18 protein-coding genes and 4 pseudogenes are annotated in these 24,457 nt (G+C 71.8%); 7 read left to right on the forward strand and 15 right to left on the reverse strand.

The window, feature by feature from the left end; translation table 11 throughout:
- Positions 1 to 87 (reverse strand): helix-turn-helix domain-containing protein (locus tag NQU54_RS39730; protein WP_257635271.1); only part of this gene is annotated, 87 nt, incomplete at its 3' end.
- A 159-nt stretch (positions 88 to 246) separates the two neighbouring features.
- Between NQU54_RS39730 and manD the strand changes: the two genes are divergently transcribed.
- A complete protein-coding gene (manD, locus tag NQU54_RS39735) occupies positions 247 to 1,461 on the forward strand; it encodes a D-mannonate dehydratase ManD (protein WP_257635237.1) in 1,215 nt (404 codons plus the stop codon).
- 146 nt (positions 1,462 to 1,607) lie between these two features.
- Positions 1,608 to 2,393 (forward strand): ABC transporter permease, encoded by a 786-nt coding sequence (locus tag NQU54_RS39740; RefSeq protein WP_257635238.1) that lies wholly within the window; start codon positions 1,608 to 1,610, stop codon positions 2,391 to 2,393.
- 148 nt (positions 2,394 to 2,541) lie between these two features.
- Here NQU54_RS39740 and NQU54_RS49545 read toward each other — a convergent pair.
- Positions 2,542 to 2,838 (reverse strand): annotated as a pseudogene (locus tag NQU54_RS49545) (response regulator transcription factor); the annotation flags it as partial.
- Positions 2,839 to 2,932: 94 nt separating this feature from the next.
- Entirely contained in the window at positions 2,933 to 3,697 is a 765-nt protein-coding gene (locus tag NQU54_RS39750) for an NHL repeat-containing protein (protein WP_257635239.1), read from the reverse strand.
- 346 nt (positions 3,698 to 4,043) lie between these two features.
- Here NQU54_RS39750 and NQU54_RS39755 point away from each other — a divergent pair, with 346 nt between their 5' ends.
- The 3 genes from NQU54_RS39755 to NQU54_RS39765 are packed head-to-tail and all read left to right on the forward strand — an operon-like array spanning position 4,044 to position 6,583.
- Entirely contained in the window at positions 4,044 to 5,420 is a 1,377-nt protein-coding gene (locus NQU54_RS39755; protein ID WP_257635240.1) for an MBL fold metallo-hydrolase, read from the forward strand.
- A gap of 48 nt (positions 5,421 to 5,468) precedes the next feature.
- The gene (locus tag NQU54_RS39760; RefSeq protein ID WP_257635241.1) at positions 5,469 to 5,822 is read left to right on the forward strand and encodes a rhodanese-like domain-containing protein; all 354 of its coding nucleotides are present in this window, start codon (positions 5,469 to 5,471) and stop codon (positions 5,820 to 5,822) included.
- Entirely contained in the window at positions 5,819 to 6,583 is a 765-nt protein-coding gene (locus NQU54_RS39765; protein ID WP_257635242.1) for a sulfite exporter TauE/SafE family protein, read from the forward strand. Before NQU54_RS39760 ends, NQU54_RS39765 begins: the two co-directional genes overlap by 4 nt.
- A 30-nt stretch (positions 6,584 to 6,613) precedes the next feature.
- Here NQU54_RS39765 and NQU54_RS39770 read toward each other — a convergent pair whose 3' ends face one another.
- Positions 6,614 to 6,895: a metal-sensitive transcriptional regulator gene (locus tag NQU54_RS39770; RefSeq protein WP_069861573.1), complete on the reverse strand. Its 282-nt coding sequence runs from the start codon at positions 6,893 to 6,895 to the stop codon at positions 6,614 to 6,616.
- Positions 6,896 to 6,974: 79 nt separating this feature from the next.
- Between NQU54_RS39770 and NQU54_RS39775 the strand changes: the two genes are divergently transcribed.
- Complete coding sequence (locus NQU54_RS39775) at positions 6,975 to 7,550, forward strand: rhodanese-like domain-containing protein (protein ID WP_257635243.1); 576 nt, start codon at positions 6,975 to 6,977, stop codon at positions 7,548 to 7,550.
- A gap of 233 nt (positions 7,551 to 7,783) precedes the next feature.
- Here the strand turns inward: NQU54_RS39775 and NQU54_RS50315 are convergent.
- From NQU54_RS50315 to NQU54_RS39835, 10 genes and pseudogenes are all read right to left on the reverse strand, one after another.
- Positions 7,784 to 8,227, reverse strand: a pseudogene (locus NQU54_RS50315) (HAD-IIIC family phosphatase); the annotation flags it as partial.
- Between the two features lie 72 nt (positions 8,228 to 8,299).
- On the reverse strand, positions 8,300 to 8,590 hold the full coding sequence (locus tag NQU54_RS39790; protein WP_257635244.1) for an acyl carrier protein: 291 nt from the start codon (positions 8,588 to 8,590) through the stop codon (positions 8,300 to 8,302).
- Positions 8,587 to 8,694, reverse strand: a pseudogene (locus NQU54_RS50320) (3-hydroxyacyl-CoA dehydrogenase family protein); the annotation flags it as partial. The pseudogene NQU54_RS50320 and the gene NQU54_RS39790, both read right to left, overlap by 4 nt.
- Before the next feature lie 60 nt (positions 8,695 to 8,754).
- A pseudogene (locus tag NQU54_RS50325) lies at positions 8,755 to 8,928 on the reverse strand (3-hydroxyacyl-CoA dehydrogenase NAD-binding domain-containing protein); the annotation flags it as partial.
- A gap of 118 nt (positions 8,929 to 9,046) precedes the next feature.
- A complete protein-coding gene (locus NQU54_RS39800) occupies positions 9,047 to 10,156 on the reverse strand; it encodes a Rieske 2Fe-2S domain-containing protein (protein WP_257635246.1) in 1,110 nt (369 codons plus the stop codon).
- Positions 10,157 to 10,166: 10 nt separating this feature from the next.
- Positions 10,167 to 11,621 (reverse strand): cytochrome P450, encoded by a 1,455-nt coding sequence (locus NQU54_RS39805; RefSeq protein ID WP_257635247.1) that lies wholly within the window; start codon positions 11,619 to 11,621, stop codon positions 10,167 to 10,169.
- Positions 11,618 to 12,646 (reverse strand): 3-oxoacyl-[acyl-carrier-protein] synthase III C-terminal domain-containing protein, encoded by a 1,029-nt coding sequence (locus NQU54_RS39810; protein WP_257635248.1) that lies wholly within the window; start codon positions 12,644 to 12,646, stop codon positions 11,618 to 11,620. The genes NQU54_RS39805 and NQU54_RS39810 overlap by 4 nt, the downstream gene beginning before the upstream one ends.
- Before the next feature lie 17 nt (positions 12,647 to 12,663).
- A complete protein-coding gene (locus NQU54_RS39815; protein WP_306279543.1) occupies positions 12,664 to 18,849 on the reverse strand; it encodes an SDR family oxidoreductase in 6,186 nt (2,061 codons plus the stop codon).
- Positions 18,846 to 20,378, reverse strand: a complete 1,533-nt coding sequence (locus NQU54_RS39830; RefSeq protein WP_257635249.1) for an acyltransferase domain-containing protein — start codon at positions 20,376 to 20,378, stop codon at positions 18,846 to 18,848. Before NQU54_RS39830 ends, NQU54_RS39815 begins: the two co-directional genes overlap by 4 nt.
- Positions 20,379 to 21,036: 658 nt before the next feature.
- Positions 21,037 to 22,326 carry an amidohydrolase family protein gene (locus NQU54_RS39835; RefSeq protein WP_257635250.1) on the reverse strand — a complete coding sequence of 430 codons (1,290 nt, stop codon included), beginning with the start codon at positions 22,324 to 22,326 and terminating at the stop codon, positions 21,037 to 21,039.
- 181 nt (positions 22,327 to 22,507) lie between these two features.
- On the opposite strand from NQU54_RS39835, the gene NQU54_RS39840 reads away from it, so the two are divergent.
- A complete protein-coding gene (locus tag NQU54_RS39840) occupies positions 22,508 to 23,467 on the forward strand; it encodes an Lrp/AsnC family transcriptional regulator (protein WP_257635251.1) in 960 nt (319 codons plus the stop codon).
- 63 nt (positions 23,468 to 23,530) lie between these two features.
- Here the strand turns inward: NQU54_RS39840 and NQU54_RS39845 are convergent, their stop codons facing one another.
- Positions 23,531 to 24,457: a geranyl diphosphate 2-C-methyltransferase gene (locus tag NQU54_RS39845; RefSeq protein ID WP_257635252.1), complete on the reverse strand. Its 927-nt coding sequence runs from the start codon at positions 24,455 to 24,457 to the stop codon at positions 23,531 to 23,533.

The following is a 24,457-nucleotide window of genomic DNA, read 5'->3' on the forward strand; positions in this document are numbered from 1 at the left end:
GCAGCCGAACGTGCGCGACAGCTCAGCCGCCTGCTCGTCCGTGGGGTAAAAGCGGTACCTGAAAGCCCGCTCGACCTGCCGCGTCATGCCTCACATCCCATCAGTTTCGGTGTAAGTACGGGTATCGGCCGATGATCGGTAGACGCCGGTCCGCCTTGGCGGCGAACCGGCTTTCCTGCCCTGCTCCGCAGGAGCTTCGTTCCCTCCCCGCCCCAAAGGACGGGATATCCACGAAGGAAGGCCTCGATGAAGATCGTCGACGCGAAGGTCGTCGTCACCAGTCCGGGACGCAACTTCGTCACGCTGAAGGTGACGACCGACGAGGGCCTCACCGGCCTGGGGGACGCCACGCTCAACGGGCGCGAACTCGCCGTGGTGAGCTACCTGGAGGACCATGTCGTACCGCTGCTCATAGGGCTGGACGCGCACCGGATCGAGGACACCTGGCAGTCGCTGTACCGGGGGGCCTACTGGCGCCGTGGCCCGGTCACGATGGCCGCGATCGCCGCCGTCGACGTGGCGCTGTGGGACATCAAGGCGAAGGCGGCCGGGCTGCCGCTGTACCAGCTTCTCGGCGGGGCGAGCCGTGACCGTATCCGCACCTACGGCCACGCGGAGGGCCGGGACCTCCCCGAGCTCCTCGACTCGGTGCGCGCCCGGCTGAGCCAGGGCTTCCCGGCGATCCGGATCCAGACCGGCATTCCCGGCCTCACCTCGGTGTACGGCGTGCACACCACGGACACCGACGACAAGCCCGTACCGCACCAGGGGGCGAAGCCCCTCGTCGAGGACTGGGACACCGAGGCGTACCTGCGCCACATTCCGCGGGTCTTCGAGGCGGTACGGGCCGAGTTCGGGCCGGAACTGGCGCTGCTCCACGACGCTCACCACCGGCTGACACCGATCCAGGCCGCGCGACTGGGCCAGGAGCTGGAGCCGTACCGCCCGTTCTGGCTGGAGGACTGCACGCCCGCGGAGAACCAGGAGGCGCTGCGACTGGTGCGGCGGCACACCAGCGTGCCGCTCGCCATCGGCGAGGTCTTCAACACCGTCCACGACTACCAGACCCTCATCACCGAGCAGCTGATCGACTATGTGCGCTCCGCCGTCACCCACTTCGGCGGTGTCACTCCGCTGCGCAAGCTCTTCGACTTCGCGGCCCAGTACCAGATCAAGAGCGGCATCCACGGGCCGGAGGACATCTCGCCCGTCGGCATGGCCGCGGCCGTCCATCTCGATCTGGCGGTCCACAACTTCGGCATCCAGGAGCACTCGGGGCACAACGCCCTGACACGGGAGGTCTTCCGGCACGCCTACACCTTCACCGACGGCCATCTGCACCCGGGCGAGGCGGCGGGTATCGGGGTGGAACTGGATGAGGACCTGGCCGCGGCCCACCCCTACCGGCAGGCGTATCTGCCGGTGAACCGGCTCCACGACGGTACGGTCCACGACTGGTGACCGGCCGCGGATGACGGGGCGCCGTCAGGCCCGCCCGACGCGCCGTGGTGTGTGGGGCGGGCAGCGGCCCGGCAGGACCCTCGGTCGCGCCGGCGGAACGCGGGACGGGCTGTCGCGCGTCGCCATCGGCGTTTACGGTGAGGCACGTGACGCTGAGCGCGAGATCCCTGCTGCCGGTCAACCTCACCCTCGGCGTGCTGTTGACCGTGCTGCTGGCCGTGGCCGCGGGGGTCGCCTACTGGTTCGGTCTGTCCCCCAGCCCCTCCGCCAACCGCCCGCGGGAGATCGTGGTCTCGGGCGTGCGCGCGGCAGCGCAGCTCGCCGCCGTGTCCCTGGTCATCACCTGGGCGGTCACCAACATGGCGGGTCTGGCGGCGTTCCTGGTCGTGATGTTCGGCGTCGCCGTGCGCACGGCGGGCCGACGGCTGACCAGCAACCGCACCTGGTGGCTGACCGCCGCGCCGATCGCCGCCGGTGTCGTTCCCACGGTGGCCGCGCTGCTGCTGACCGGGCTGGTTCCCGCGAAGGGCCTTGCGCTCATCCCCATCAGCGGCATCCTCATCGGCGGCGCCCTGACGGTGACGGTGCTCGCGGGCCGACGCGCCCTCGACGAGCTGGAACTTCGCCGCGGCGAGGTCGAGGCGGCGATGGCCCTGGGCTTCCTCGACCGGGACGCGCGCATGGAGATCGCACGGCCGGTCGCCTCCGACGCGCTGCTGCCGGGGCTGGACCAGACGCGCACCGTCGGGCTGGTGACGCTCCCCGGGGCATTCGTGGGCATGCTGCTGGGCGGGGCGAGTCCGCTCATGGCCGGTGCCGTTCAGCTGTTCGTCCTGATCGCCTTGATGGCGGTCCAGGCCATCGCGGTCGCCGTGACCGTCGAACTCATCGCCCGGCATCGTCTGTTCCGCCCCGGACGGCGGGCGGCCTGACATCCACGAGGGGTGTGAGTCCGCGACGGTCCTCCGCGGGCCGGTGGTCGGACGACGCGGCCGTGGACGACCGTCTGCGAAAATGAACGCCATGACGGAGCAGCATGGCGACCGCCGCCCGGCCGGGGAACTGGAAGCCAGCGTCCTGGCGGCGCAGCATGAACTCCAGCAGTCCGAACTCGCGCGGTGTCGGCTCCAGGCGCTCCTCGCCCCGGCCGCAGCGGTGGGCGGCCGGGTCCAGCCAGAGATCGCCCGCACGGAGCACCGGCGACCGCTGCGGGGCGCTGCGGCGCAGCAGCGCGCGGATCCGGGCCAGCAGCACCACGAACGAGAACGGCTTCGTCAGATAGTCGTCCGCGCCGAGATCGAGGGCGTCCGCCTCGTCGTACTCCCCGTCCTTGGCCGTGAGCACCAGCACGGGGGTGGTGATGCCCGCGGCGCGCAGGCCGTGGGCCTTCTCATGAGGCGCCGGGGCCGCGCGACCAGCCGTTTCGTGTGCCTGGGCTCGCGCGGGGCCTGATCGGCCCGGCGCGAGCGGTTCAGGGCCGGCTGAGCAGGTTCAGGGTGTTGGTCGCGTCGTCGACGAAGTAGACCCGGTCGGGGTCCTCCGCGATGGCGAGCCCGAACAGCGCGCCCGCTCCCGGCGGGCTGCCGCTGGTGTCGAGCGTGCGCACGGCCACCTGGACGCCACGCGGGGTGGTCTCCACGATGTTGCCGTCGCCGCCGTTGACGGTGAGGATGTTGCCCTTCGGGGTGATCGCCATCCCGAGCGGGCCGTTGAGGTGCTGGTCGGTGCTGACCACCTTGCCGATGCCGGCGCTGGTGCGCCGGGTCGGCGCGTCCGGGATCGCGGTGATGCGGTTGTCGACGGTGTCCGCCACATAGAGCGTCCCGTCCCGCAGGCCGACACCCGTCGGCCCGATCACGAGGGCCGCCGGGTCTGTCTTCTGGGCGAAGCCCGAACCGATCACGGTCGTGGCGACCCGGGTCGGCGGCCGGTCGTCGTGGGTGCGCAGGGTGATCCGCAGCACGGTGCCGCGTCGCACGATGTCGCCGCCGCCGGCGACCGTGCCGTTGAGCACGTTGGTGACGAACAGATCGGTTTTGTCGCCGCTGCTCTTCGCGGTCATGTCCCAGGGACCGTTGATCCCCTGGCCGCTGAAGGTCTCCCGGACCTTTCCATGGCTGTCCAGCACGAGCAGACACCCGGCCTGCGCCGTGGCGGATGTGCCGTCGGCCGTGGGCAGACTGCCCACCACCACCCGGCCGCCCGGCAGGATGGACGGCGCGGTGGTCAGCCCCACGCCTCCCGGGCACGGCCCCGGCAGCCGCCACCGCGAGACGCGAAGCGGAAACAAGCCTCATCAGGGTGATACCTCCTCAGCGCCGTACGGCCGTCGTGCGGCTCCGCGGCGGTCACAGAGAGTTGCCACCCATCGCATAATCCGACTCCATCATGCGGCGCACGTCAGGCGGAGCCGGATGGGGCGGATGGGGTTTTCGGCGGGTGCGGGGTACCCGCGGCGGATGGAGCGCCGCCCGGCGGCGGGGTGCTTCCCCCCTTCGGAATACCCCCCGGGGTACTCCTGTTAGGGTGAGTGCCAGATACCCCCGGGGGTACATAGCTCGCTCGAGAGGAGAGTCGTAGTCGTGTTCTTCGTCGACACCCTGGAAATCGAGGGTCTGGGCAACCGCAGCTATCTGGCCGGTGGCCCCGGCGCCGCGCTGGTGGTGGATCCGCCCCGTGATATCGAGCAGGTCATCGCCGCGGCGGCGCGGCGCGGGGTGCGTATCGCCCTCGTGGGCGAGACCCATCTGCACAACGACTACGTCACCGGCGGTCTGGAGCTGGCCCGTGTGACCGGGGCCCGCTACCTGGTGCCCACCGGGGCATCGGTCGCCTTCGCCCGCACTCCGGTCGCCGACGGCGACACCTTCCCGGTGGACGAGCACCTGGTGCTGCGGGCGATCGCCACCCCCGGTCACACCCCGCACCACACCTCCTATGTGCTGGAGGCGGACGGCCGGGCCGTGGCGGCGTTCACCGGCGGGTCGCTGCTGATCGGCGCCGTGGGCCGGCCGGATCTGGTCGAGCCACGGCTGACCGAGCGGCTGGCCCGCGCGCAGCACGCTTCGGCCCACCGTCTGGCCGAGGAGCTGGATGACGAGGTCCCGGTGCTGCCCACCCACGGGTTCGGCAGTTTCTGCTCCTCCTCCCAGGCGGAGGGGAACGCCACCACCATCGGTCAGGAGCGCGGGACCAACCACGCGCTGACCCGGGACGTGGACACCTTCGTCGCCGAGATGCTCGCGGGGCTCGACGATGTGCCTGCCTACTACGCGCACATGGGCCCGGCCAACGCCGCCGGCCCCGCGCCGGTCGACCTCACCCCGCCCGTGCCCGCGGACGCCAAGGAGATCGCCGACCGGCTGGCCGCGGGGGAGTGGGTGGTGGACCTGCGCGGCCGGGTCGCCTTCGCCCAGGGACATGTGGCCGGATCGTTCAACTTCGAGGGCGAGGGCCAGCTCGCCACCTATCTGGCCTGGCTGATCCCATGGGGCAAGCCGGTCACCCTGCTGGCCGGGACGCCCGGGGAGATCACCTCCGCGCAGCGGGAGCTGGCCCGGGTCGGCATCGACCGCCCGGCCGCCGCCGCCACCGGCGACCCGGCCGGCTGGGTCCGCACGGGCGAGGATCTCGTCTCCTTCCCGCGAGCCCGCTTCGCCGACCTCGCCGAGGTGCGAGAGCGCGGCGAGCGGGTGGTGGTGCTGGACGTGCGGCGCGATGCCGAGCGTGCGGAAGGGTACGTGAACGGCTCGGTCCACATCCCGATCCACCAACTCCCCGGCCGCATCGGCGAGGTGCCCGACGGGGTGGTGTGGGTGCACTGCGCCGGTGGGATGCGCGCGGCGATCGCCGCCTCCCTGCTCGATGCCGCCGGACGCGATGTGGTCGCCGTCGACGACGGTTTCACCGCCGCCACCGCGGCGGGCCTCACCCTCACCTGGCCCGACCACGCCGGCTGAACGACCTACCCCGTACCTCGCACCACCCGCACGGAGTGATCAAACCCGATGTTCCCGCTTCTTCGCCGTGGCCCCGCCCGGCTCACCGCACGGCAGGTCCACCGGCGGACCGGTGACGCGCGGGCGGTTCCGCTGGATGTCCGCGAGCTGCCGCGGCGGCTGACCGGGCACGCGCCCGGTGCGCCGCACCCGCCGCTGAGCCGTCCGCGGGCGGGGGCGGCTCCTCCCCGGGCCGCGCAGGGCGGGCCCGTGGTCACGGTCCGCCGCTCCGGGAGCTGCTCCCGCACGGCCACCGGCTTCATCGCCGCCCGCGGTGCGGCGGCCACCGATGTCGTGGGCGGTACGACCGCCCGGACCCGCGAGGGCCTGCCGGTCACCGCCGGCAGCGGCGGCATAGCGTGAGCGCGCTGGTCCTGGCCCTGGCCGCCGGTGCCGTGGTCGGGCTCGCGCTCGGCGCGCTCGGCGGGGGCGGCAGCGTCCTGGCGGTGCCCGCGCTGATCTACCTCCTCGGCTTCACCCCGGCCGCCGCCACCACCGCGAGCCTGATCATCGTCACCGCCACCTCGATCACCGCCCTGTACGCCCATGCCCGTACCGGCGCCGTGCGCTGGCGGGCCGGCGCCCTCTTCGCCGCGGCCGGGTTGCTGCCCGCCGCCGCGGCCGGCGCCGCGGCCGCCCGGCTGCCCCAGCCGGTGCTGACCGCCGCGTTCGCCGCCGTCGCCGCCCTCGCCGCCGTACGCATGCTGCGCCCCGGCCCGGCGGACAGCGGCCCGGCGGTCGGCGACCGGGCGGTGGCGGTACGGCCGGTGAAGGTCGCGGGCACCGGTGCGGGGCTGGGGGCGCTGACCGGACTGCTCGGCGTCGGCGGGGGCTTCCTCACCGTCCCCGCCCTGGTCACGGTGGCCGCGTTCGAGATGCGGGCGGCCGTCGGCACCAGCCTGCTGGTCATCGCGGCGAACTCGCTCGCCTCGCTGGCCACCCGCGGCGCCACCACGGCAGGCGTCGACTGGGGGCTGATCGCCCCCTTCACCGGGGCCGCGATCCTCGGTGCCTGGGACGGCAAGCGGCTGGCCGCCAGGGTCGGCGGCACCCGGCTGAAGCGCACGTTCGCGATCCTGCTGCTGGCCGTCGCCGCCTTCATGCTGGTCGACGCCGTGGCCTGAGCCGAGCGGCGCGTACCCGGCCCCGGCCGCTCAGGCCAGTGACAGGAACAGCTTCTCCAGCCGGGCGCGCATCTGCTCCCGGTCCTCCGAGGCGGCCATGTCCGCATCGGTCAGGCAGTGCTGAAGACCGGTGGCGATGATCGCGAAACCCGCCTTGTCCAGGGCCCGTGAGGCGGCCGCAAGCTGGGTCACCACGTCCTCGCAGTCCCGTCCCTCCTCGATCATCTTGATCACACCGGCGATCTGGCCCTGCGCCCTGCGCAGCCGGTTGACCACGGTCTTCAGTTCCTCAGCAGCCATCGCCAATTCCACAGCCCGCACTCCTTCACAGATACCCCCTTGGGTATCTTACCGTTGTGAGCAACCCCTGAAGAGCAAAGGAAAGTCCCCCGTGACACCCACCGCCTCTCTCACCTCCCTCACCGCCGCCCAGGTCCATGCCCGCCTCGCCGAGTTGACCGTCATCGACGTCCGTACCCCCGGTGAGTACGCCTCCGGCCATCTGCCCGGTGCCCACAACATCCCCCTGGACCACCTCGATTCGGCCCTGCCCGCCCTGGAGGCCGCCGCCGGTCGGGGCGACCTCCTCCTCGTGTGCGCCTCCGGCACCCGCTCCTCCCAGGCCCGCGAGCGCCTGGCCCAATACGGCATTGCCGCCGCCGACCTCACCGGCGGCACCAACGGCTGGATACAACTCGGCCACGACGTGCTGCGCCCCGCCGGCGCCCGCGCCGTCTGGGCGATGGAGCGCCAGGTACGCCTCGCCGCCGGATCCCTCGTCCTGGCCGGTCTGCTCACCGGCCGGCGCCGGCCCGCCGCCCGCTGGCTGGCCGCGGGCGTCGCCGGCGGCCTGGTGTTCTCCGCCCTCACCGATACCTGTGGCATGGCCAAGGTCCTCGCCAAGCTGCCCCACAACCGGCCGCGGGCCGCCGACCTCGACGCCACCCTCGCCGCCCTGAGCGGCTGACACCGACGGCCCGCGCGGAGCTGCCCGGTGGGGAAGCGATGCAGGTCATGGCCGAAGTTTGCATGCTCCCGATGGCCGATGGCATCACTCTGGTCCGCCGGAGGTGACCGCCACCGGGTCGGGCCGGCCCGACCGGCCCGACCGGCCCGACCCCGGTGTGCCGCGCTCAATCAAGGAGGCCCGTGGGGGCCGGTGCCCGGTCGGCGATGAGATCCGGCGCGATGAGCCGGGCCGTCGTGCGGGTAGCAGCGCACTTCCGGCAGATGGTGGGCGACCTCGGCCCGTTCGGCCGGTTGGTCGTCGATGAAGGCGATGGTGGCGGGGGCGAAGTTCAGCCGCTCGGCGATCCGGCCTACCGCGTCCGACTTGCGCCCCCAGCCGATCTCCGGCAGGACGAAGTAGTCGGCGACGCCGAGCGCCTCCAGCCGTGCCCGGGCGAGGTCGTGGTCGTTGCGGCTGGACACCGACTGGAGTATGCCCCGGGTGTCCAGGCCGACGATCACCTCCCGGACCACGGTGGCAGTGGTCGCGATGGCCGACAGGTCGCTGCCCGCCTGGGGTTCGCTGAAGGCCACGGCCGCCGTTCCGCCCGAGGCGAGCCGCGGCAGCAGATCCGCCGTCTGTTCCGGGTCACCGAGCCGTTCCACGGTCCACGCGGCCATGCCCCGCGAGGTCATGACGCTCCGCGGCGAGCCGCACAGACTGCGCCGACCAGTTCGGTGACGGCCGCGGCCGCCGGGGCGACGGGTTCACGCGCCGGAGCCGCCGGGGGTGGGCTGCCGGAGCCGTTCGACCAGCGCGGCCATCCGCCGCACGGTGCGGAAGTTCTCCATCCGCAGATCGGCGCCGCGGATGGCGATGCCGTACGACTTCTCCAGATGCACCACCAGCTCCATGGCGAAGAGCGAGGACAGCCCACCGGAGCCGAAGACATCCGCGTCGGTCGCCCAGGTCGTCCCCGTACGCTTCGTCAGGTACCCCAGCATTTCCGTCTGGACGGCGCTGGATTCCGGCACCGGCTGGTCGGATGACGTGGTCATGCCTGTTCTCCCTCGTACTCGTAGAAGCCGCGCCCGCTCTTGCGGCCCAGGTGGCCGGCGCGCACCAGCTCCAGCAGCAAGCCGCAGGGGCGGCACCCTTCGTCGGTGACGAGAGCGCCGGGGACGGCCTCGTCCGGCAGCGCACCCATCAGCCGCGCCATCCGTACCTGGTGGTCGATCTTGGCCGGGGCCTCGTCCAGCCGCCGCCGGTCCGGGTCGATCAGCGACACCGCGATCCCGTGCCCGACCGCCGGCGCGGCGATGCCCGAGCCCATCACCCCCGCTCCGAGCACCGCCAATCGTCGCCCGGCGCCGGGCGTACCGTTCTCCGCTGCCATGCCGCCTCTCTTCGGGTCCCGGCCCGGCCGGCCGGGCCGGGCCACGTCGAACACGGTGCTCGCCGGAGACGGCGGCCCGGGAGCTGAGCGAGCGCTCCCGGGCCGCCGTCGCCGGTGGTCACTCCTCCGAGCGGCTCGCGCCGGCCCGGGGAGGCCGCGGTGGCATGAGATCGCCCGTGGGCTCCGTGTAGAACTGCTGCGCCCACTGCCGGTACCGGCCGATCGGACCGTCGCCCTTGGCCAGCTTCGGGTGCTCGACATGCTCCTGGTAGTGCCACATCAGCAGGTCCGCGCCGGTGTCGACGCTCGCCACCCGCTGGAGGACGGCGCTGAGCAGCCGGGCGACGGGCATGGCCGCCGCGCGCCCCACCGTCCCGGGCACGCCGGGGATGCCGTTCAGCTCCAGCTTCGTACCGAACCGGAGCTGGATGCGCCCCGGTCCGGTGGGGGTCGCGTGGAGCATCACATGGAGGGTGCCCGCGCCCTTGGGCAGCACCGTGCGTGCCGCGATGGTGGCCAGGCCGATCACCGTGAGCGTGTAGGACTGGCGGAACCCGCGCATCATGGTGCCGCGGGCGGTCGCGGTGACGGTGCTGGTCGGTTCCCCGGTCACCGGAGTGCCCTCGATGTCGAGACCCTTGAGGCCGTGCAACGCCGGCAGATGACCCCAGTCGAAGGCGTTCTCGATGACGTCCTGCGGATGACCGGCGATGTCGAAGGTGTCGTGGCTGAACGGTTGCCGGTCGTCCATGGGGAAGGCCGGGACCTCCCACTGCGGGGGCACGCCGAGGGCGTGCCACCACACGTAGATCGAGCCGTTGGCCTCGCACACCGGGTACTGCGCCAGCGACGCCTTCGGCGGTGGTTTGTCGTACCCCGTGCGCACACAGGTACCGCCCGGGTCGAACGCGAACCGGTGGAAGGGGCAGACGATGTCCTCGCCCTCGACCGATCCGCCGACCCCGAGATGCGCCCCCAGATGCGGGCACCGGGGCCGGACGGCCCGCAGCACGCCCCTGGTCGTCCGGTAGAGCACGACCTCCGTGCCCGCGAGCGGACGGGTGGTGACGGATCCGGGCCGCACCTCGTCGCCGAAGGCCAGGCAGAACCAGCCGTTCGGGTAGGGGAGGGAGGGAGTGCGCAGGCTGTCGGCCGGGGCCGCACCGGGCAGGCGGACCCTCCGGGCGTTGAGAAGCTGCTTCACCAGGGGCTTCAGGTGAGGCTTCACGGCATCACTCCTAGTGCTTCACCGGGCAGGCGCCGGCGCCCGGCGGCGTGGATGGCTGGGACGGTGTGGACTGCGGCGTGGCCGTGTGCAGTTCGGCGTCGTCGGTTCCGCTCGGCCGCCGCTCGCTGAGCCGCAGGCGCAGCCCGCGCGAACTCAGGCTGGTCTCCACCTTGGGCTTGAACGGCTGGTCGCCGACGGGGGTCAGCTCCCAGTGGGCGACGATCGCGGTGAGGGCCAGGACGGCCTCGGTGAGGGCGAACTGGTCCCCGATGCACTTGCGCGCGCCGGCGCCGAACGGGATGTAGGTGGCCCGGTCGGGCTGAGCGCCGAGCCAGCGGTCCGGGTCGAACCGGTCGGGGTCGGGGTAGAGGTCGGGCCTGCGGTGCAGGAGGTACGGGCTGAGCACGATGGTGCTGCCGCCCTTGAGCCGTACCCCGCCGAGCTCGGTGTCCTGCCGGACCGCGCGGGTCATCATCCAGGCGGGCGGATACAGCCGCAGCGTCTCGGTCACCACCCGGGCGGCCAGGTCGAGCGAGGGCAGATGGGCGGCATCGACCTTCCCACCGGCCAGGACCTGATGGGTCTCGGCCCGGAGCCGGTGCTGGACGTCCGGGTTGGTGGCGAGCAGATGCAGCGCCCAGGCCAGGGTGATGGCCGTGGTCTCCATCCCGCCGAGGAAGAACGTGAGGGCCTCGTCCGCGAGTTCGGTGTCGCTCAGTTGCTTCTGGCCGTCCTCGCTCTCCTCGTCGACCGCGGCGACCAGCGTGGACAGCAGGTCGGCATGGTCGGTCGGATCGGCACGCCGCTCGGCGATGATCTCCGCGATGGTGGCCGCCAGCCGGTTACGGGCGTGGTCGTACCGCCGCTTCTGCGGAGTCGGCACCCGGCGCAGCAGGGCCGGTGTCATCATCCGGCGGAAGAACGCGCTCACGATGGTGGCGGTGTCGGCCAGGGCCCGCCGCATGGTCTCCGCCGGCAGCGAGCCGCTGAACATCGTCTCCATGGTGGCCCGCGTCGTCAGCGTCATCATTTCCTGGGTGATGTCCAGGACGTCGCCATCGCGCCAGGAGTCCGCCTTCAGCTCGGCCGCCCGGGCGAACACCGCCCCGTACCCGGGGAGCCGGGTGGGGTGGAACGACGGCTGGCACAGCCGCCGCTGCCGCCGGTGCAGGGGGTACGGGCAGGTGGACAGGCCGTCGCCGATGACCTCGCGGATCCGATCGTAGATCGGGCCGCCCTTGTCGAAGACACGGTCGTTCAGGAACACCTGCCGGGTCAGGTCCGGATGGCAGATCAGCATGGCGGTGGTCGGGCCCAGCCGGACGCGGACCATCTCGCGGTACTCGGACAGGGACATGATGAACGCCAGCGGATCGCGGAGCAGGGGCAGCGCATGGCCCAGCAGCGGCAGGGCCCGCGGAGCCAGCGGAACCGACGCGGCGGTCGCCGTATTCGTGTCCGTCATGGACAACCTCCTTCTGTTTGTGCGCGACCGGCCGGTGCCGCGGCGACGGGATCGCGGGTGACCTCGAGCAGCGCGGTGGTCCAGCGGAAGCCGACCCCGAAACTCAGGACGAGGACGCGTTCCCCGGCCCGCAGCGTGCCGGAGCGGAACGTCCGGTCGAGGGCGAGCAGGACATCGGACGGGCCGGCGTGGCCGATGTGCCGGCCGTAGGTCCAGCTGGTGTCGTCGGCACGGAGGCCGAGCGGTGAGCCGGTGAGCAGCATGTCGAGCACGACCGAACCGATCGCGATGGGCACCACGTGCGCGATGTCCGCCGGTTTCACGGCGGCCTCGTCGAGGACGGTCTCGATACAGCGGTGGGTGGCCCGTTGCAGCACGTCGATATGGGGCATGAACCCGGTCTCCTCGACGGGGAACCGCCGGGCGGCACCGGTGTAGCCCTCCCTGGCCCGGGTCTGCGCCTCCAGCTGCGGCTCCGTGACATGGGCGGTCGCCACCAGGCGGGCGAAGCCCGTCCCCCGGGTGAGGACGGCGGCGGCGCCGGCGTCACCGGCCACATAACCCATCTCCCGGGAATAGCCCCACCGTTCGTCCGGGAACCGGACACCGGTCGTGACCAGCGTGGCCTTCGCATCCGGCCGGGCCGTGAGATGTTCGGCCGCGGCGACGAGCGCGGCGGCCCCGCCGTCACTGGCGGCACCGACCTCGACCCCGGCGGTGTCCTTTCCGCCGAGCACCCGCATCAGATAGGCCGTGGGCGTGTAGTGGTCCCCGTCCTGGAAACCGGCGTGCACGAGCAGACTCAGATCGGAGCTGGCGACATCCGCGTGGCGCAGCGCCTTGAGACCGGCGCGGGCCGCCATCTGCGTCGCGGTGTTGTCCTTCGAGACGGCGGCCGAGGTGAATCCGTTGAGCGCCAGAATGGAGGGCTGCCCGGCGCCCGGTCCGCCCCGCGGCTTGTGCTCGGGCCTGATGGGGGGTACCCACGCTCCGGTCCCGGCGATCGTGATGTCCTGCCACAACACTGCTGTCTCCTCGGCTGTCACGAAAGGGGCGACTGGGGAACGCGGGCATGCGGCCGGACCAGTTCTCCGCTGTGGTCCAAGGGGTGTGCGGTGACCCCGGTGATGCGGGCCAGCACCCGGCCGTCACCGGTCACGGCGGTCAGGTCCCCGGTGGCGAAGTCGCAGTGCAGCCGGATGGCCGGGTGCTCCGCGCTGAGCCGGCAGTCGTCGCCCGGTCCGCTGAGCTCGACCTCGTCGAGGCCGGCCATCGGGCCGACCAGCGGCGGGTGGTCACCGCGCGGCGGCAGCAGCAACAGGTGCACCATCGCGTCCAGCAGGATCGCCGGCACGGTCATCCCCGCCAGGGCCGGAGCCCAGGCGGCGTGGTCCAGACCGAACCTGGCGCTGTTCCCGTCCGGCCCGCGGGCGTAGTCGCTGGTGCCGGCGAACGGGCCGGTGAGCGAGATCGGCGGGTCGGGGGAGTAGACCGGCATCGTGAAATCGGGCTCGGGGACGTGGGACGAACAGTCGGGCGGCCCGGTGAGCACGGGATAGCGATCCGCCAGCATGACCGTCGTTTCGCACAGCAGGTCGTTGAAGCGCAGCACCTTGCCGTTCTTGCCGATCCGGTGCGCCGTCATTCTGACGGCCACTTCGGCGCCGCCGGGCCTCCGGCTCATGACCCGGGCCTCCACCGCGACGGTGCGCAGCGGTCCGGCGAGCCTGACCGTGATCGACGTCCGGCAGACCAGACCGCGGAACCCGGTGACCACCAGGTCGGGGCAGAGGGTCGCGGCCGCGGCGGCCGCGGCTTCGAGGGTGAACGTGCCGGCCAGCGTGTACTCACCGTTGACGCGGTGGTGGCGCATCCACCGCCCGTCCCGCTCGGCCAGGGTGGCCGGATCCCAGGTCTTGGTGAAGACGGCCCAGTTCTTGCCGCGGTGCAGGACGCCGTCGAGCAGCGGACTGGTCAGCGAGGGATCCGGCGGGGCGGGCGGCGGCGCGTCCGGGGCGGGGATCCGCAAGTCGTCGGAGGAACCGTAGGTGCTGATGCCACGCCGGCCCAGCAGGACCCGTTCCTCCTCCCGGATGAAGAACGCCACCCCACCGGCCGGCGGCCGGGTCACGGCGGAGAGGAACTGCGCGCATCCTTGCGCGGTGCTGATGTAGGCGTCCATCTGGTTGCGTTTGAGGGTCTCCCGCATGGTGACGCTGCTGGCGACGCCGACCTCCCGCCAGCCGCTCCAGAGGATCGCCAACTCCTGGTGGCCGTCCGGTCCGTGCCGCTGGGCCCAGGCGCTCGCGTACGCGAGGTACTCGTTGACGGCGCAGTAGTCGATGTCACCGGGCGCGGGGGCGAGCGTCGCCAGGGTGCTGAAGTTGCACCAGATCCGGGGCGGCCGCCCGGCCAGGGCCCGTTTGAGGTTGCGGTATCCGGTCGCCTTGGTGGCCCGGACCGCCCGGAAATCGGTCAGGGTCTTGGCGTGCAGCGCACGCGACCGCAGATCGAGAACGGTGTTGATGAGCAGGTCGATCTGTCCGTGCCGATCGACGATCTCACCGAGGACGGCGGCGGTGCGCTCGGCGTCGAGGACATCGCACACCCGGTGGTGGACACGGTCCTGGCCGCACAGTTCCGTCAGCCGTCGCACGGTACGGCGTACCTCCAGGCGCCCCTGGGCCCGCTCGTAGGCGGCGCGCAGCTCACCCACCGACGCGCCGGGGCGGCTGCGGTGCTCGGAGGCGATGAACTCGGCCTGCGGCGGCAGCTCGTCGTCGGTTTCCGGCAGTGGGGTGCGGCCGATGACGTACACATGCGGCCGGTCGCTGGTGCGGGCGATGGCGTGGAGGAGCTCGGGGGTGATGCCCCGGGCGCCGCCGAAGGCGACCACGACCGCGCCGGGCGGCAGCGAGGGGGTCCCCGCCGGGGGCGGCTCCGCATGGTCGTCGGCGACGGCCAGGGTGAACCAGTCGCCCCCGCGGCAGGCCAGCGTGTGGGTCGGCACCTGGGCGGTCTCCGCCCGCGCCAGCTGGTCCAGAGCGGTCGCGGCGTCCGGTGCGTCGCTGAGCAGGGTCACTCCGCCGCACTGCGGGACCTCGGCCCGTACGGACCGGACGAGGCCGGTGAACAGCCCGCTCAGCGGGGGCGGCAGATCGTCCGGCACCGCGCCGAGCAGCAGCGCGCCGAGCGAGCCGCCGGCGCGCAGCGCGGGCAGCGCCGCCTGGAGTGTGGTGAACATGAGGTCCTGGAGGTGCTCGAGACGGGTGGCCTCGGCGTCGGTGCCCCCGTCGTCCTCGTCGTCCTGGCCGGGCAGCCGGGACAGGACCCGGATATGGCGCGGGATGAACGGCAGGTCGGCCAGGGCGCCGGGCGCCTCCTCGGGCGCGACGTGGGTGGCGAGGCCCGGCCGCGGTGACCAGACGGCGATGTCCGGGCCGGTGGCGGCCGCGGCGAGATCCGGGGCGTCGGTGATGACGATGGTGCCCGGCGGGATCGACCCCGTGGCCGAGCCGTTCCGCGGCGGGGCCGTCGGAACGAATCGGAAGGTCTGTCGGCGGCCGGTGTCCTGGGCGTCTTCCGGCCCGGACCGGTCGGGCGCGGCCCGCTCCGGCTCGGTGCGCGCCGCCCCCTCCGGCTCGGTGTGTACGGCCCGCGCCACCTCGTCCCGGGCCGGGCCGTGGTGCCGCGGGCCGGCCGGCGGGGTGAACCGGATCAGTGGCGATCCGGCGGCGGCGGGTGTCACGACGGTGTCCGCTCCGGTGGAGAGGGCCTTGAGAACCGTCAGCAGGGCGTCCAGCGACAGGTAGGTGTGTCCGGTGTCGGCCAGCACGGGAAGGGCGTGCGCGAGCGTGGCCGCGGACCCGGGATCGGTGGCGTCGACCACGGTGGAGAGCGAGCCCAGGACGGGCAGGCCGTGCTCCAGCGCGGTGGAGAGCCGGGTGACCGCCAGGACGGCGGCGCCTTCCGCGATGGACCGGCCCTCCGGCACCAGATCGTCGAGGTGGCGGTCCCAGCCGCTGATGGGCCGCTGGCACACCGCGCCGACCAGGGCGAGGTCGCAGGCGCGGTGCCGGAGTTGGCGCAGGGCCACGTCGAGTGCGGTGTGCGCGGAGTCCCGGTGGGCGTAGACGCTGGTGCCCATGCCCTGGAAGTCGTAGTAGTTGGCGGCCCGGCCCGACAGGATGCAGGAGACCGCCCCGGTGAAGTCGTCCTCGTTCAGGTCGCCGGGGATCACCCCCTTGGCCTCGGCCATCCCCTTCGCGAGGTATTCCTTGAGCGTCCGCGCCTGCGCCGGGTCGGGCAGGATGTCGAACGTGGTGGCGCACTCGCCGGCGTGCACCCGCAGCGCGGCCCGGGTGTTGTGCGTGGTCGGCAGGGTCGCCCCCACCACCACCGCCGTGGTGGGCCGCAGGCTGACGCCCGCCTCGCCGAGCTGGTCGAGCAGCGGGCCGAGGGCCTGGAGCATCATCAGATGGGCGGGGTCCATATGCCGCATCGTCAGCGGCGGGATGCGCACCTCACGTGGGGACGGCAGCGGATACGGCATGCCGAAGTCGGCCTCCGGGAGCGGGCCGTCACCCCTCAGCCAGGCCGGAACCTGGGCGGTGTCCAGACCGGGCAGATGGGTGTTCCAGCCCACGACGACCAGTTGCTCCGTGTCCGCGGGAGTGTCCGCGCCCCGCCGCCGCGCGGGGGCGGCCGTCGGCACGCGGTCGGACAGGACCACATGCGCGTCCGCTCCTCCGAGGCCGAACGACGACACCCCGACCACGCGCGGCCGTGTGTCATCCGTCGGCCAGGGCGCGTCCCTGACGGGTACGGTCAGCCGTGCGCCGTCCTCCAGAAGCGGGTGCGGATCGGTGACCACGGGCTGACCTGGGACCGCCCCGCGGTCCAGAGCGACCAGCGCGTGCGCGACCGAGACCAGGCCGGCCAGCACACCGGTGTGCCCGAAGACCTGCTTGTTCGAGGTCAGCAGGCACGCCCGCTTCCGCGGCCCCAACCGGGAGAGCAGCGAACGTAGTTCGATCTCGTCGCCCACCGGTGTGCCGGTGCCGTGTGCCACCACCCAGTCCACGTCGTCGGCCTCGACGCCCGCGTCGGCCCAGGCACGGGCGATCGCCAGCTCCTGTCCGCGGGTGGCCGGAGCGTGGATGCCCTTTCCGCGGCCGTCGGCGGCCAGACCGGTGCCCCGGATGACACCGAGCACCCGGTCGCCGTCCGCCACGGCCCGTGCGTACGACTTCAGGGTGAGCATGATGGAGCCCTCACCGATGAGGGTTCCATCGGCCGCCTTGTCGAACGGGCGTACCCTGCCGCTCATCGAGATGCCCTGGGCCCGGCAGAAGAGGGTGAACCCGATCGGCTCGATCACCGAGGTGCCACCGGCCAGCGCCACGTCACAGGAACCCTCGCGCAGCGCCTTGACCGCCGCGTCCAGGGCGAACAGTCCGCTGGCACAGGCCGCGTCGAGGGTCAGGTGCTGCGAGTCGTCGGGGATCAGCCCGCGCAGCGCGTCGCGGGAGACGGACGCGGGCAGATAAGCCTGCGGGGCCCCGCCGTCGCCGCCGTAGTGCGCGCTGATCGCGTGGTCGGCCAGCTCGGCCAGCCAGTCACCGTCCTGATCGGCGGGGATCGCCTCGCGCACCATGCGCCGGTACTCGTCCCCCAGCACGACACCCTGGGGGCCGAGCCCCGTCTGGTCATGGATACCGGTGGTCGCGGCGAGCCACCGGTCCGTCGGGCGCCGGCCCACCCCTGCCAGGGCCTGGACGGCGCAGTGCCGCAGCCAGCGAGTGGTGCGCGGCCAGCCGGGGTGGCCGACGTTCCCGTCCGGTTCGGCGATCGAGGCGGGGTCGGGGACGAAGCCGTGGACGTACGCGGCCTCGCGAACGTAGAAGGCGTCGGTGTCCTCCCGGGTCGGCGCCCAGAAGTGCTTCAGATCGAAGGCGGACGGCTCGCTGGAGAGCAGGGCGCCCTCCCGCAGCCGGTCCCAGAACTCCGCCGTATTGTTCGCGCCGGGCAGGGCCAGCCCGAGGCCGACCACCGCGACGGCTCCGGGGTCCGCCTCCGCCGCGTGGTCCGGTGCCGGGGCCGGGAGCGGTGTCGACACCGGGGCCGGTGGCGGGGCCGGAGCCGGTGTCGGCGCGGGGGCCTCCGGTGTTCGCTCCGGTGCTGGAGCCGGTGTCTGTACTGGTGTCGGCGCGGAGGTCTCCGGTGTTCGCTCCGGTGCCGGGGTGGCCAACGGAGCCTGTGCCGATGCGGGCATCCGCGGCGCCGGGGCCGCCACCTGCTCCGGTGCGGGCGCGGGCGCCGGGTCGGCAGCCGCGGGTTGTTCGGGGGCGGGGAGGCTCGTCACGGCCGGTGTCGTCACCGCCGCCGCGGGCACCGGTTGGCGCCTGGCGGGCTTGCTCACCTGGTCCGCCAGCCTGCTGTGCAGCCGCAGGCCCTGCATCCCGCCGATGCTGATGCCGCCGTCCGCGACGATGGTCTGCCCGGTGATGAAGCCGGTGTCCTCGTGCAGGAGGTGGACGATCAACCTGGCCGCCTCCGGCGTCGAGAGGGTACGCCGCATCAGCTCGCTGGCCTCGGCCGGGCCACCGGGCGTCGCCGCCGGGGCGTCGAGGTTGACGACGATCTCGCTGGCGACGGAGCCCAGCAGCACGGTGTTGACCCGGATGCCCTGGCCGACCAGCTCGAGTGCCAGATAGCGGACCAGCGACTCCAGGGCCGCCTTGGTGACACCGCCGGGGCCGTAACCCGGAACCGGCTGATGCGCCCCGACGCTGGACAGACAGAGGATGCTCGCGCCGTCTCTTCCCGCCATCAGCTCGGCCGCCCGGCGCGAACAGTGGTAGGCCGCCATCACATTGGTGGACCACGCCCGCTGCCAGTAGGTGTCATCGATGTCGAACAGAGGCAGAAAGGCCCCGCCCGCGGCGTTGTTGATCAGAATGTCCAGGCCGCCGTGCCGCTCCTGGACCAGGTCGAACATCCGGTCGATCTCGCTGGTCTTGGCCACTGAGGCGCGGATGAACTCGCAGCTGTGACCGGCCTGCTCCAGCTCCGCCCGCAGCAGCTTCGCCTGTTCGACCGAGTGGAAGTAGTTGACGATCACGTGGGCCCCGCTCCCCGCCAAGCGGCGAACGATGTCCGCGCCGAGGCTCTTCGCGGCCCCTGTCACAAGTGCGACCCGACCCCGCAGATGCTCGGTGGAGGTCATCGACCGGCAGCCTCCGCTCGGGCGCGTACGACGGTCTCCGCGATCCGGCGCAGCGTGCCGGCGGTCAGCAGGGAGGAATCCGACCGCAGATCGGGCAGGTCGAACCGGTCGGACACCCGCCCGAGGAGGGCGACCTGCTTGAGCGACTCCACACCCAGGTCGGCCTCCAGGCCGTCGTCCTCACCGAGCAGATCCGGCGGGTAGCCCAGGAAGTCGCCGTAGAGCGTCCGCAACTCCGTCAGCACCGTGTCGTAGTCCAGCCCGGCAGGCGACGGCGAGGCGACCGGGGCGACGGCGGCCGGGGCGACGGCCGGGGCGACTGTGGCCGGGGCGGCGACGACGGCCGGAGGGGCCGGGGCGACCGTAACCGGAGCGGCCGGGGGAGCCGGAGCCGCGGGGGCGGCCGGGGCGGAGACAGGGGCCACGTAGGACACCGGGGCCGTGGGCGCGGGCACGGCGGTCCGGGTCAGCAGATCGGCGACGGGGAGTGTCGCGACCGCTCCGGCCGGCGCGGGTTCACTCACCCGTACGACGGGACCATCTCCGTTGCTCGACGGTGCCGCCAGGCGCGAGCGGAACGTACCCACGTCGGTGGAGTCGGCGACCAGCGCCCGGACGGCTTCGACCGGGTCGCTCTCGCTCAGCGGGACGACACACTGCACACCGGGGATCGACGCCTCGACGAACTTGGTGACGACGGGCCACTCCCCGCACTCGACAAAGGCGTCGGCGCCCGCCGCGTGCAGCTCACGGATGGTGTGCAGCATCCGGACCCGGGCGGTGAGCGCTCCGGCGACCAGGTCGACCGGGTCGTCGTCGCCGACATCCCGCCCCATCCATGGGGAGCACACCCTCCAGCGCCCGGCACCGTACGGAACCCGTGGCGCGGTTTCCCGCAGGGCCCGCGCGGCCTGCGCCATCGCCGGAGTATGCGTCGGATGCGGGACGTCGAGCTGGAGACTCGGCCAGCCGAGCGCGTCGGCCACCCGCTCCACATGCTCGATCAACGCCTCGGGGCCGCTGATGACGCTCTGCCGAGGGGCGTTCTCGCAGGCCAGCACCAGGTGCGGATGGTTGATCAGCTCGGCGAGCGACTCCGCCCGGCGGCCGTCCACTCCGACCGCGAGCATCTTTCCGCCCCAGCCCTGCTGGGTCAGTACCTGGGACCGGGCCACGGCCAGACGCGCGGCGTCCTCCACGGACAGATGCCCCGCGGCGGCCAGGGCCCACAGCTCCCCGATGCTCTGCCCGACGATCGCGACGGGTTTGGCGCCCTCGGCGATCAGCATATGGTGCGTCGCGATGCTGACCGCGAAGATTTCCAGATATTGCACCTCGGGGCCGCGCCGGTCGCTGGTCTCATTCTGTTCGACAAGCCGGGTACTGATGTTGGGCAGTCCCATTTCCCGGGCTGCCTTGTCGATGCGGGACAGCGTTTCACGTACGGTCTCGTAACGGTTGTGCAGATCGCACAGGATGCCTCCACGCGGGGCAGCCACCGTACCGGGCATGACAAAGACAGAATCCACCACGTGCATCACCCTCATCTCCGTCCCGACTGCCGGCGATGTTGCATTGGCTCAGCCGGGGCACTGAAACGCCACGACGGCGCGATGAAATCGACGACATACGTCCGCTTGCTTCGCTATATCGGAGCGGCGAGTCCAGCGAAATTCGACCCTGGCCACCATTTGTTGGTGGCCATTCCCGCAAATGCGTGACCCTGAAGAGGATTTTCCTTGTTGAACGGGTTCGCTAGTTAAGGTAACTGCGCTTCTTTCAGGGGGTCAACGATCTTAGGGTCCCAGTTTCGGCCTAAACCGATTCTGTTCAGGACTAGTGAAGTACGTGATGCCGGGCGGCGATTGCGCCCTTGTCGCTCGGTGAGGTCTCGTGTTAACCGCCCCGGGTCAATTGGGCCATCAATATCCGCTATATACCTTTCGCTTCAAGACGATTGAGATGTTTAAACATGATGTGTCCGGGGTTTCGGCCACTTTTCGGTGAACCAATGTGGCTGAGATCGAGTGCTTGTGTGCGCCAATCAGTTCTTCAGCTGTTAGTGCTCCAGCCGGATTTCTTCATTTGTGCAGGTCAATGGCTCGGGTGTGCGGAGTGTGGCGGGCCGGAGTGGGTGTGGGACGGGCCTTTCCGCCGGTCACGGCCGTGACCGGCGATCGCGGTCCGCTATGCGGCGCTGATATTCGCCTCGCCCAGGCGGCGCGCGGTCCGGGCCGCGTCGCGCAGGAGGCCGGAGCTGTCGGCGATGGCGCGCCCGGCACGGACATGGTCATGGCCGGCGACCATGACGGTGTCGATGTGCGAGCGGTCCATCTGGAGGACGACGGTGCTGTAGGGGTCGTGGACCGGCGTCACATCGGGCCGGTCGGCGCGCAGGACGAGGATGTCGGCCTGTTTGCCGGGGGTGAGGGAGCCGGTGCGGTCGGCCAGGGCCAGGCCACGGGCGCCGTCGAGAGTGGCCATGCGCAGGATGTCGCGGACCGTGACCCCTGTGCGGGAGTCATCGGCGTGCTGTGCGTGGCGGCCTGCCTGATAGGCGGCGCGCATCTGGGTGAACATGTCCCCGGCGACGGTGACTTCGACATCGACGCTGAGGCTGACCGGCAGGTTCGGCCGGGCGAGTGCCGGGGCGACCATGGGGTAGCCATGCCCCATGATCATCTCGATCGCGGGGGAGATGGAGATGCTGCCGCCGCTGTCGGCGATGACGGCCAGTTCCTCGGCGCCGAGCCCATTGCCGTGGATGAAGGTGGTGCCGGGCCGCAGGGCGTCGATGTCGCGCAGGTGGGCCGCGGACAGGCGGGAGGAGAAGTGCCGGGCGACGGGCACCTCGAGCTCCCTGGCCAGGGCGGCGTTGGCACGCTCGTCCGCGTCGCTGCCGCCTTCGGCGACCAGGGCCATGGTGACCAGGGCGCCGGTGTCGGCGAGCAACTCGGCGCGGACGCGGCGGGTGTCGTCGGGCAGGACGGTGCCGTGGGCGAGGATGTCGGGGAAGCTCTTGCCGTAGGCGAACACGGCGCGCATCCCCGACTCCTGTAGGGCGGCGACCAGGGCGTCCGTATGCGCGGGGGAGTCCTGGATATTGGAGATGTCCTGGATGGTGGTGATGCCGGACGCGAGGGCGGCGCGGGCGCTGAGCAGGTTGCCGGTGTACAGGTCCCGCGGCGTCATGGCGGGACCGAAGTCGTCGAGGATGTTTTCCATGTACCGCTCGAAGGTGTGGCCGGGGGCGATGCCACGCAGGACGCCCTGCCACATATGGCGGTGGGTGTCGACGAAGCCGGGCAGGATGATGCGGTCGGTGGCATCGACGATCTCCGCCCCCGCGGGGGCCTGGAGGCCGGTGCCGACCTCCAGGATGCGGTCACCTTCGACGATGAGATCGCCGTGTTCGACATCACCCAGTGCGGGATCCATGGTGAGCAGGCGGGCGTTGCGGAAGACGCGGGTGGTCACGGTCGCTCCTCGATGGTTGTGCGGGGGTGTTCGGAAGGCCATGGCTCCGGGCGGCCGCGGGGGCCGGCCCCCGCGCCGACGCCTCCCGACCAGTCTGGGGAGCCCATGCGCCCAAGACCCATGCGGTGGTGGGACGGTGGGACGATGAACGTCAGGAACAGCTGATGCGAGGCTTTGTTCCATGAGCGACGACATCGATCGGAAAATCATCCACGCCCTCCAGATCGATGGGAGAGCCTCGTTCCGGGCGATCGCCGCGATCCTCGGCATCTCACCGCAGACGGTCAACCGCCGGTACGCCGACCTGCGCACCACCGCGTCCCTGCGCGTCCTGGGCCGCACCTACCCCCATGCCGTCGGCGAGGAGGAATGGTTCCTGCGCGTGCGCTGCGCCCCGGGGGCCACCGAGGAGGTGGCACATGCGCTGGCCCGCCACGAGGAGACCGTATGGGCCCATGTCACCTCTGGAGGGACGGAGATCGTCTGCACCACCCGCAACGCGGAGAGCGGCGAACCACTGCTGCTCCGCAACCTCCCCAAAACCCCTCGGGTGACCACCCTCACCGCCCACTGCCTGCTGCACACCTACTTCGGCGGCCCGCAGAGCCCACTCGACAAGGTCGGCCCCCTCACTCCGCAACAGATCGCCGAGCTCACCCTGCCCGGCCACACCGCGGATTCACCCCGGCTCACCCCCGTCGACCACGCCCTTCTCCATGTCCTGCACACCGACGGACGCGCCAGCACAAAGGAATTGGCGCACGCCGCCGGCTGCTCACCCTCCACCGCCCAACGACGTGTGGCGGAGCTCAGACGCCGCGGAGTCCTCTACTTCGACCTGGACTACGACCCCCAGGTCTTCCACCGCCCCCGCGCCGCCATGCTCTGGCTCTCCGTCGCCCCCGCCGCCCTCGACGAGGCCGGAACCACCCTCGCCGGACACCAGCAGGTCTCCTTCGCGGCCTCCACCACCGGCCCCACCAACCTGTACGCGGCCGTCAACTGCGCGGACAGCCGCGAACTGCACACCTACCTCACCGGTCCGATCGCCGCCCTGCCCGGCGTCGCCCAGGTGGAAAGCGCTCCGGTCACCCGCACGCTCAAACGCGCGGGAAGGTGTCTCAGGCCCGGGAGTCCATGAGCGCTTCCACCAGACCCTGCTCGAAGGGTGTGGCAACCGCCGAACACTTCGGCAGGCAGGTGGTCAGACGCGGTCGGCCGCGATCAGCAGGTACTGGAAGGACCCGTCCTTGTAGGAGTTGATGAACGCTTCCTCGATGCCGGTGACCAGCGGGGACGTGGCTCGCAACCCCCAATAGGGCAGGGTCGCGGCGGTGAGGTCGATGACGGCCTGGGGTACGAGGCGGTTGTCGGCCATGGCGCGCAGGTACTCCCGGCGGGAGTGGATGTTGCACTCGAAGTGCGCGTTGATCTGGGAGACCCACTTCGAGGGCTGGCCGTAACGGGGGTTCCAGCAGCCGGTGATGGTCACATAGCGGCCGCCGGCCGCGAGGATACGGGCGTGCTCGGCGAAGAGGTCGTGCAGGTCGACGTACATGCTCGATTCGTTGTTCCACGAGGCCGCGATCTGCCCGGTCTCGAAGGGCGTACCGAGCATGTCGCAGACGCGGGCGTGCACGTGGTCCTCGATGCCGAGTTCGTGGGCGCGCCGGTTGGCGAAGCTCGCCTGCTTGGCCGATAACGTGACGCCCTCGACCTCGCATCCGAAGCGCTGATGGGCCATGACCATCGAGCCGCCGCGGCCACAGCCGGCGTCCACGAGCGTGTTGTCGCGCTCGATGGGGCCGAGGTGGTCCAGGAGGAGTTCGGCCTGTGCCGATTCCAGGCGGTGGAGTTCGGCGATCAGCTTCTTCTCGTACGTGCTGTCGTCGGCGTCGCCGAGGGCGGTGCGGTCGATGTCGCCGATGCCGTAGTGGTGGTGGTAAAGGCCGTCGACATCGCCGAGCCGCAGGTTCACGGGCCTGGCCTCGCGGTCCCAGTAGCGGGCGATGTCCTCCTGGTAGGGCGTCCCCGGGGTGGGGATGAACACGGAGGCGCCGGTGGCGGCGGAGGCGCTGGTGGAGATGGCGGCATCGGTGGTGAGTTCGGTGCTGGTCACGGATAAGTCCAT

The organism is Streptomyces malaysiensis subsp. samsunensis (assembly GCF_024519315.1).
Taxonomy (GTDB): domain Bacteria; phylum Actinomycetota; class Actinomycetes; order Streptomycetales; family Streptomycetaceae; genus Streptomyces; species Streptomyces malaysiensis.

Bases quoted from the DNA above. Each gene is read 5' to 3' on its own strand.
- NQU54_RS39790 (WP_257635244.1), bottom strand. From the start codon at position 8,590: ATGACCACGTCATCCGACCAGCCGGTGCCGGAATCCAGCGCCGTCCAG.
- NQU54_RS39815 (WP_306279543.1), bottom strand. From the start codon at position 18,849: ATGACCTCCACCGAGCATCTGCGGGGTCGGGTCGCACTTGTGACAGGG.
- NQU54_RS39760 (WP_257635241.1), top strand. From the start codon at position 5,469: ATGTTCCCGCTTCTTCGCCGTGGCCCCGCCCGGCTCACCGCACGGCAG.
- NQU54_RS39805 (WP_257635247.1), bottom strand. From the start codon at position 11,621: ATGACGGACACGAATACGGCGACCGCCGCGTCGGTTCCGCTGGCTCCG.
- NQU54_RS39840 (WP_257635251.1), top strand. From the start codon at position 22,508: ATGAGCGACGACATCGATCGGAAAATCATCCACGCCCTCCAGATCGAT.
- NQU54_RS39845 (WP_257635252.1), bottom strand. From the start codon at position 24,457: ATGGACTTATCCGTGACCAGCACCGAACTCACCACCGATGCCGCCATC.
- manD (WP_257635237.1), top strand. From the start codon at position 247: ATGAAGATCGTCGACGCGAAGGTCGTCGTCACCAGTCCGGGACGCAAC.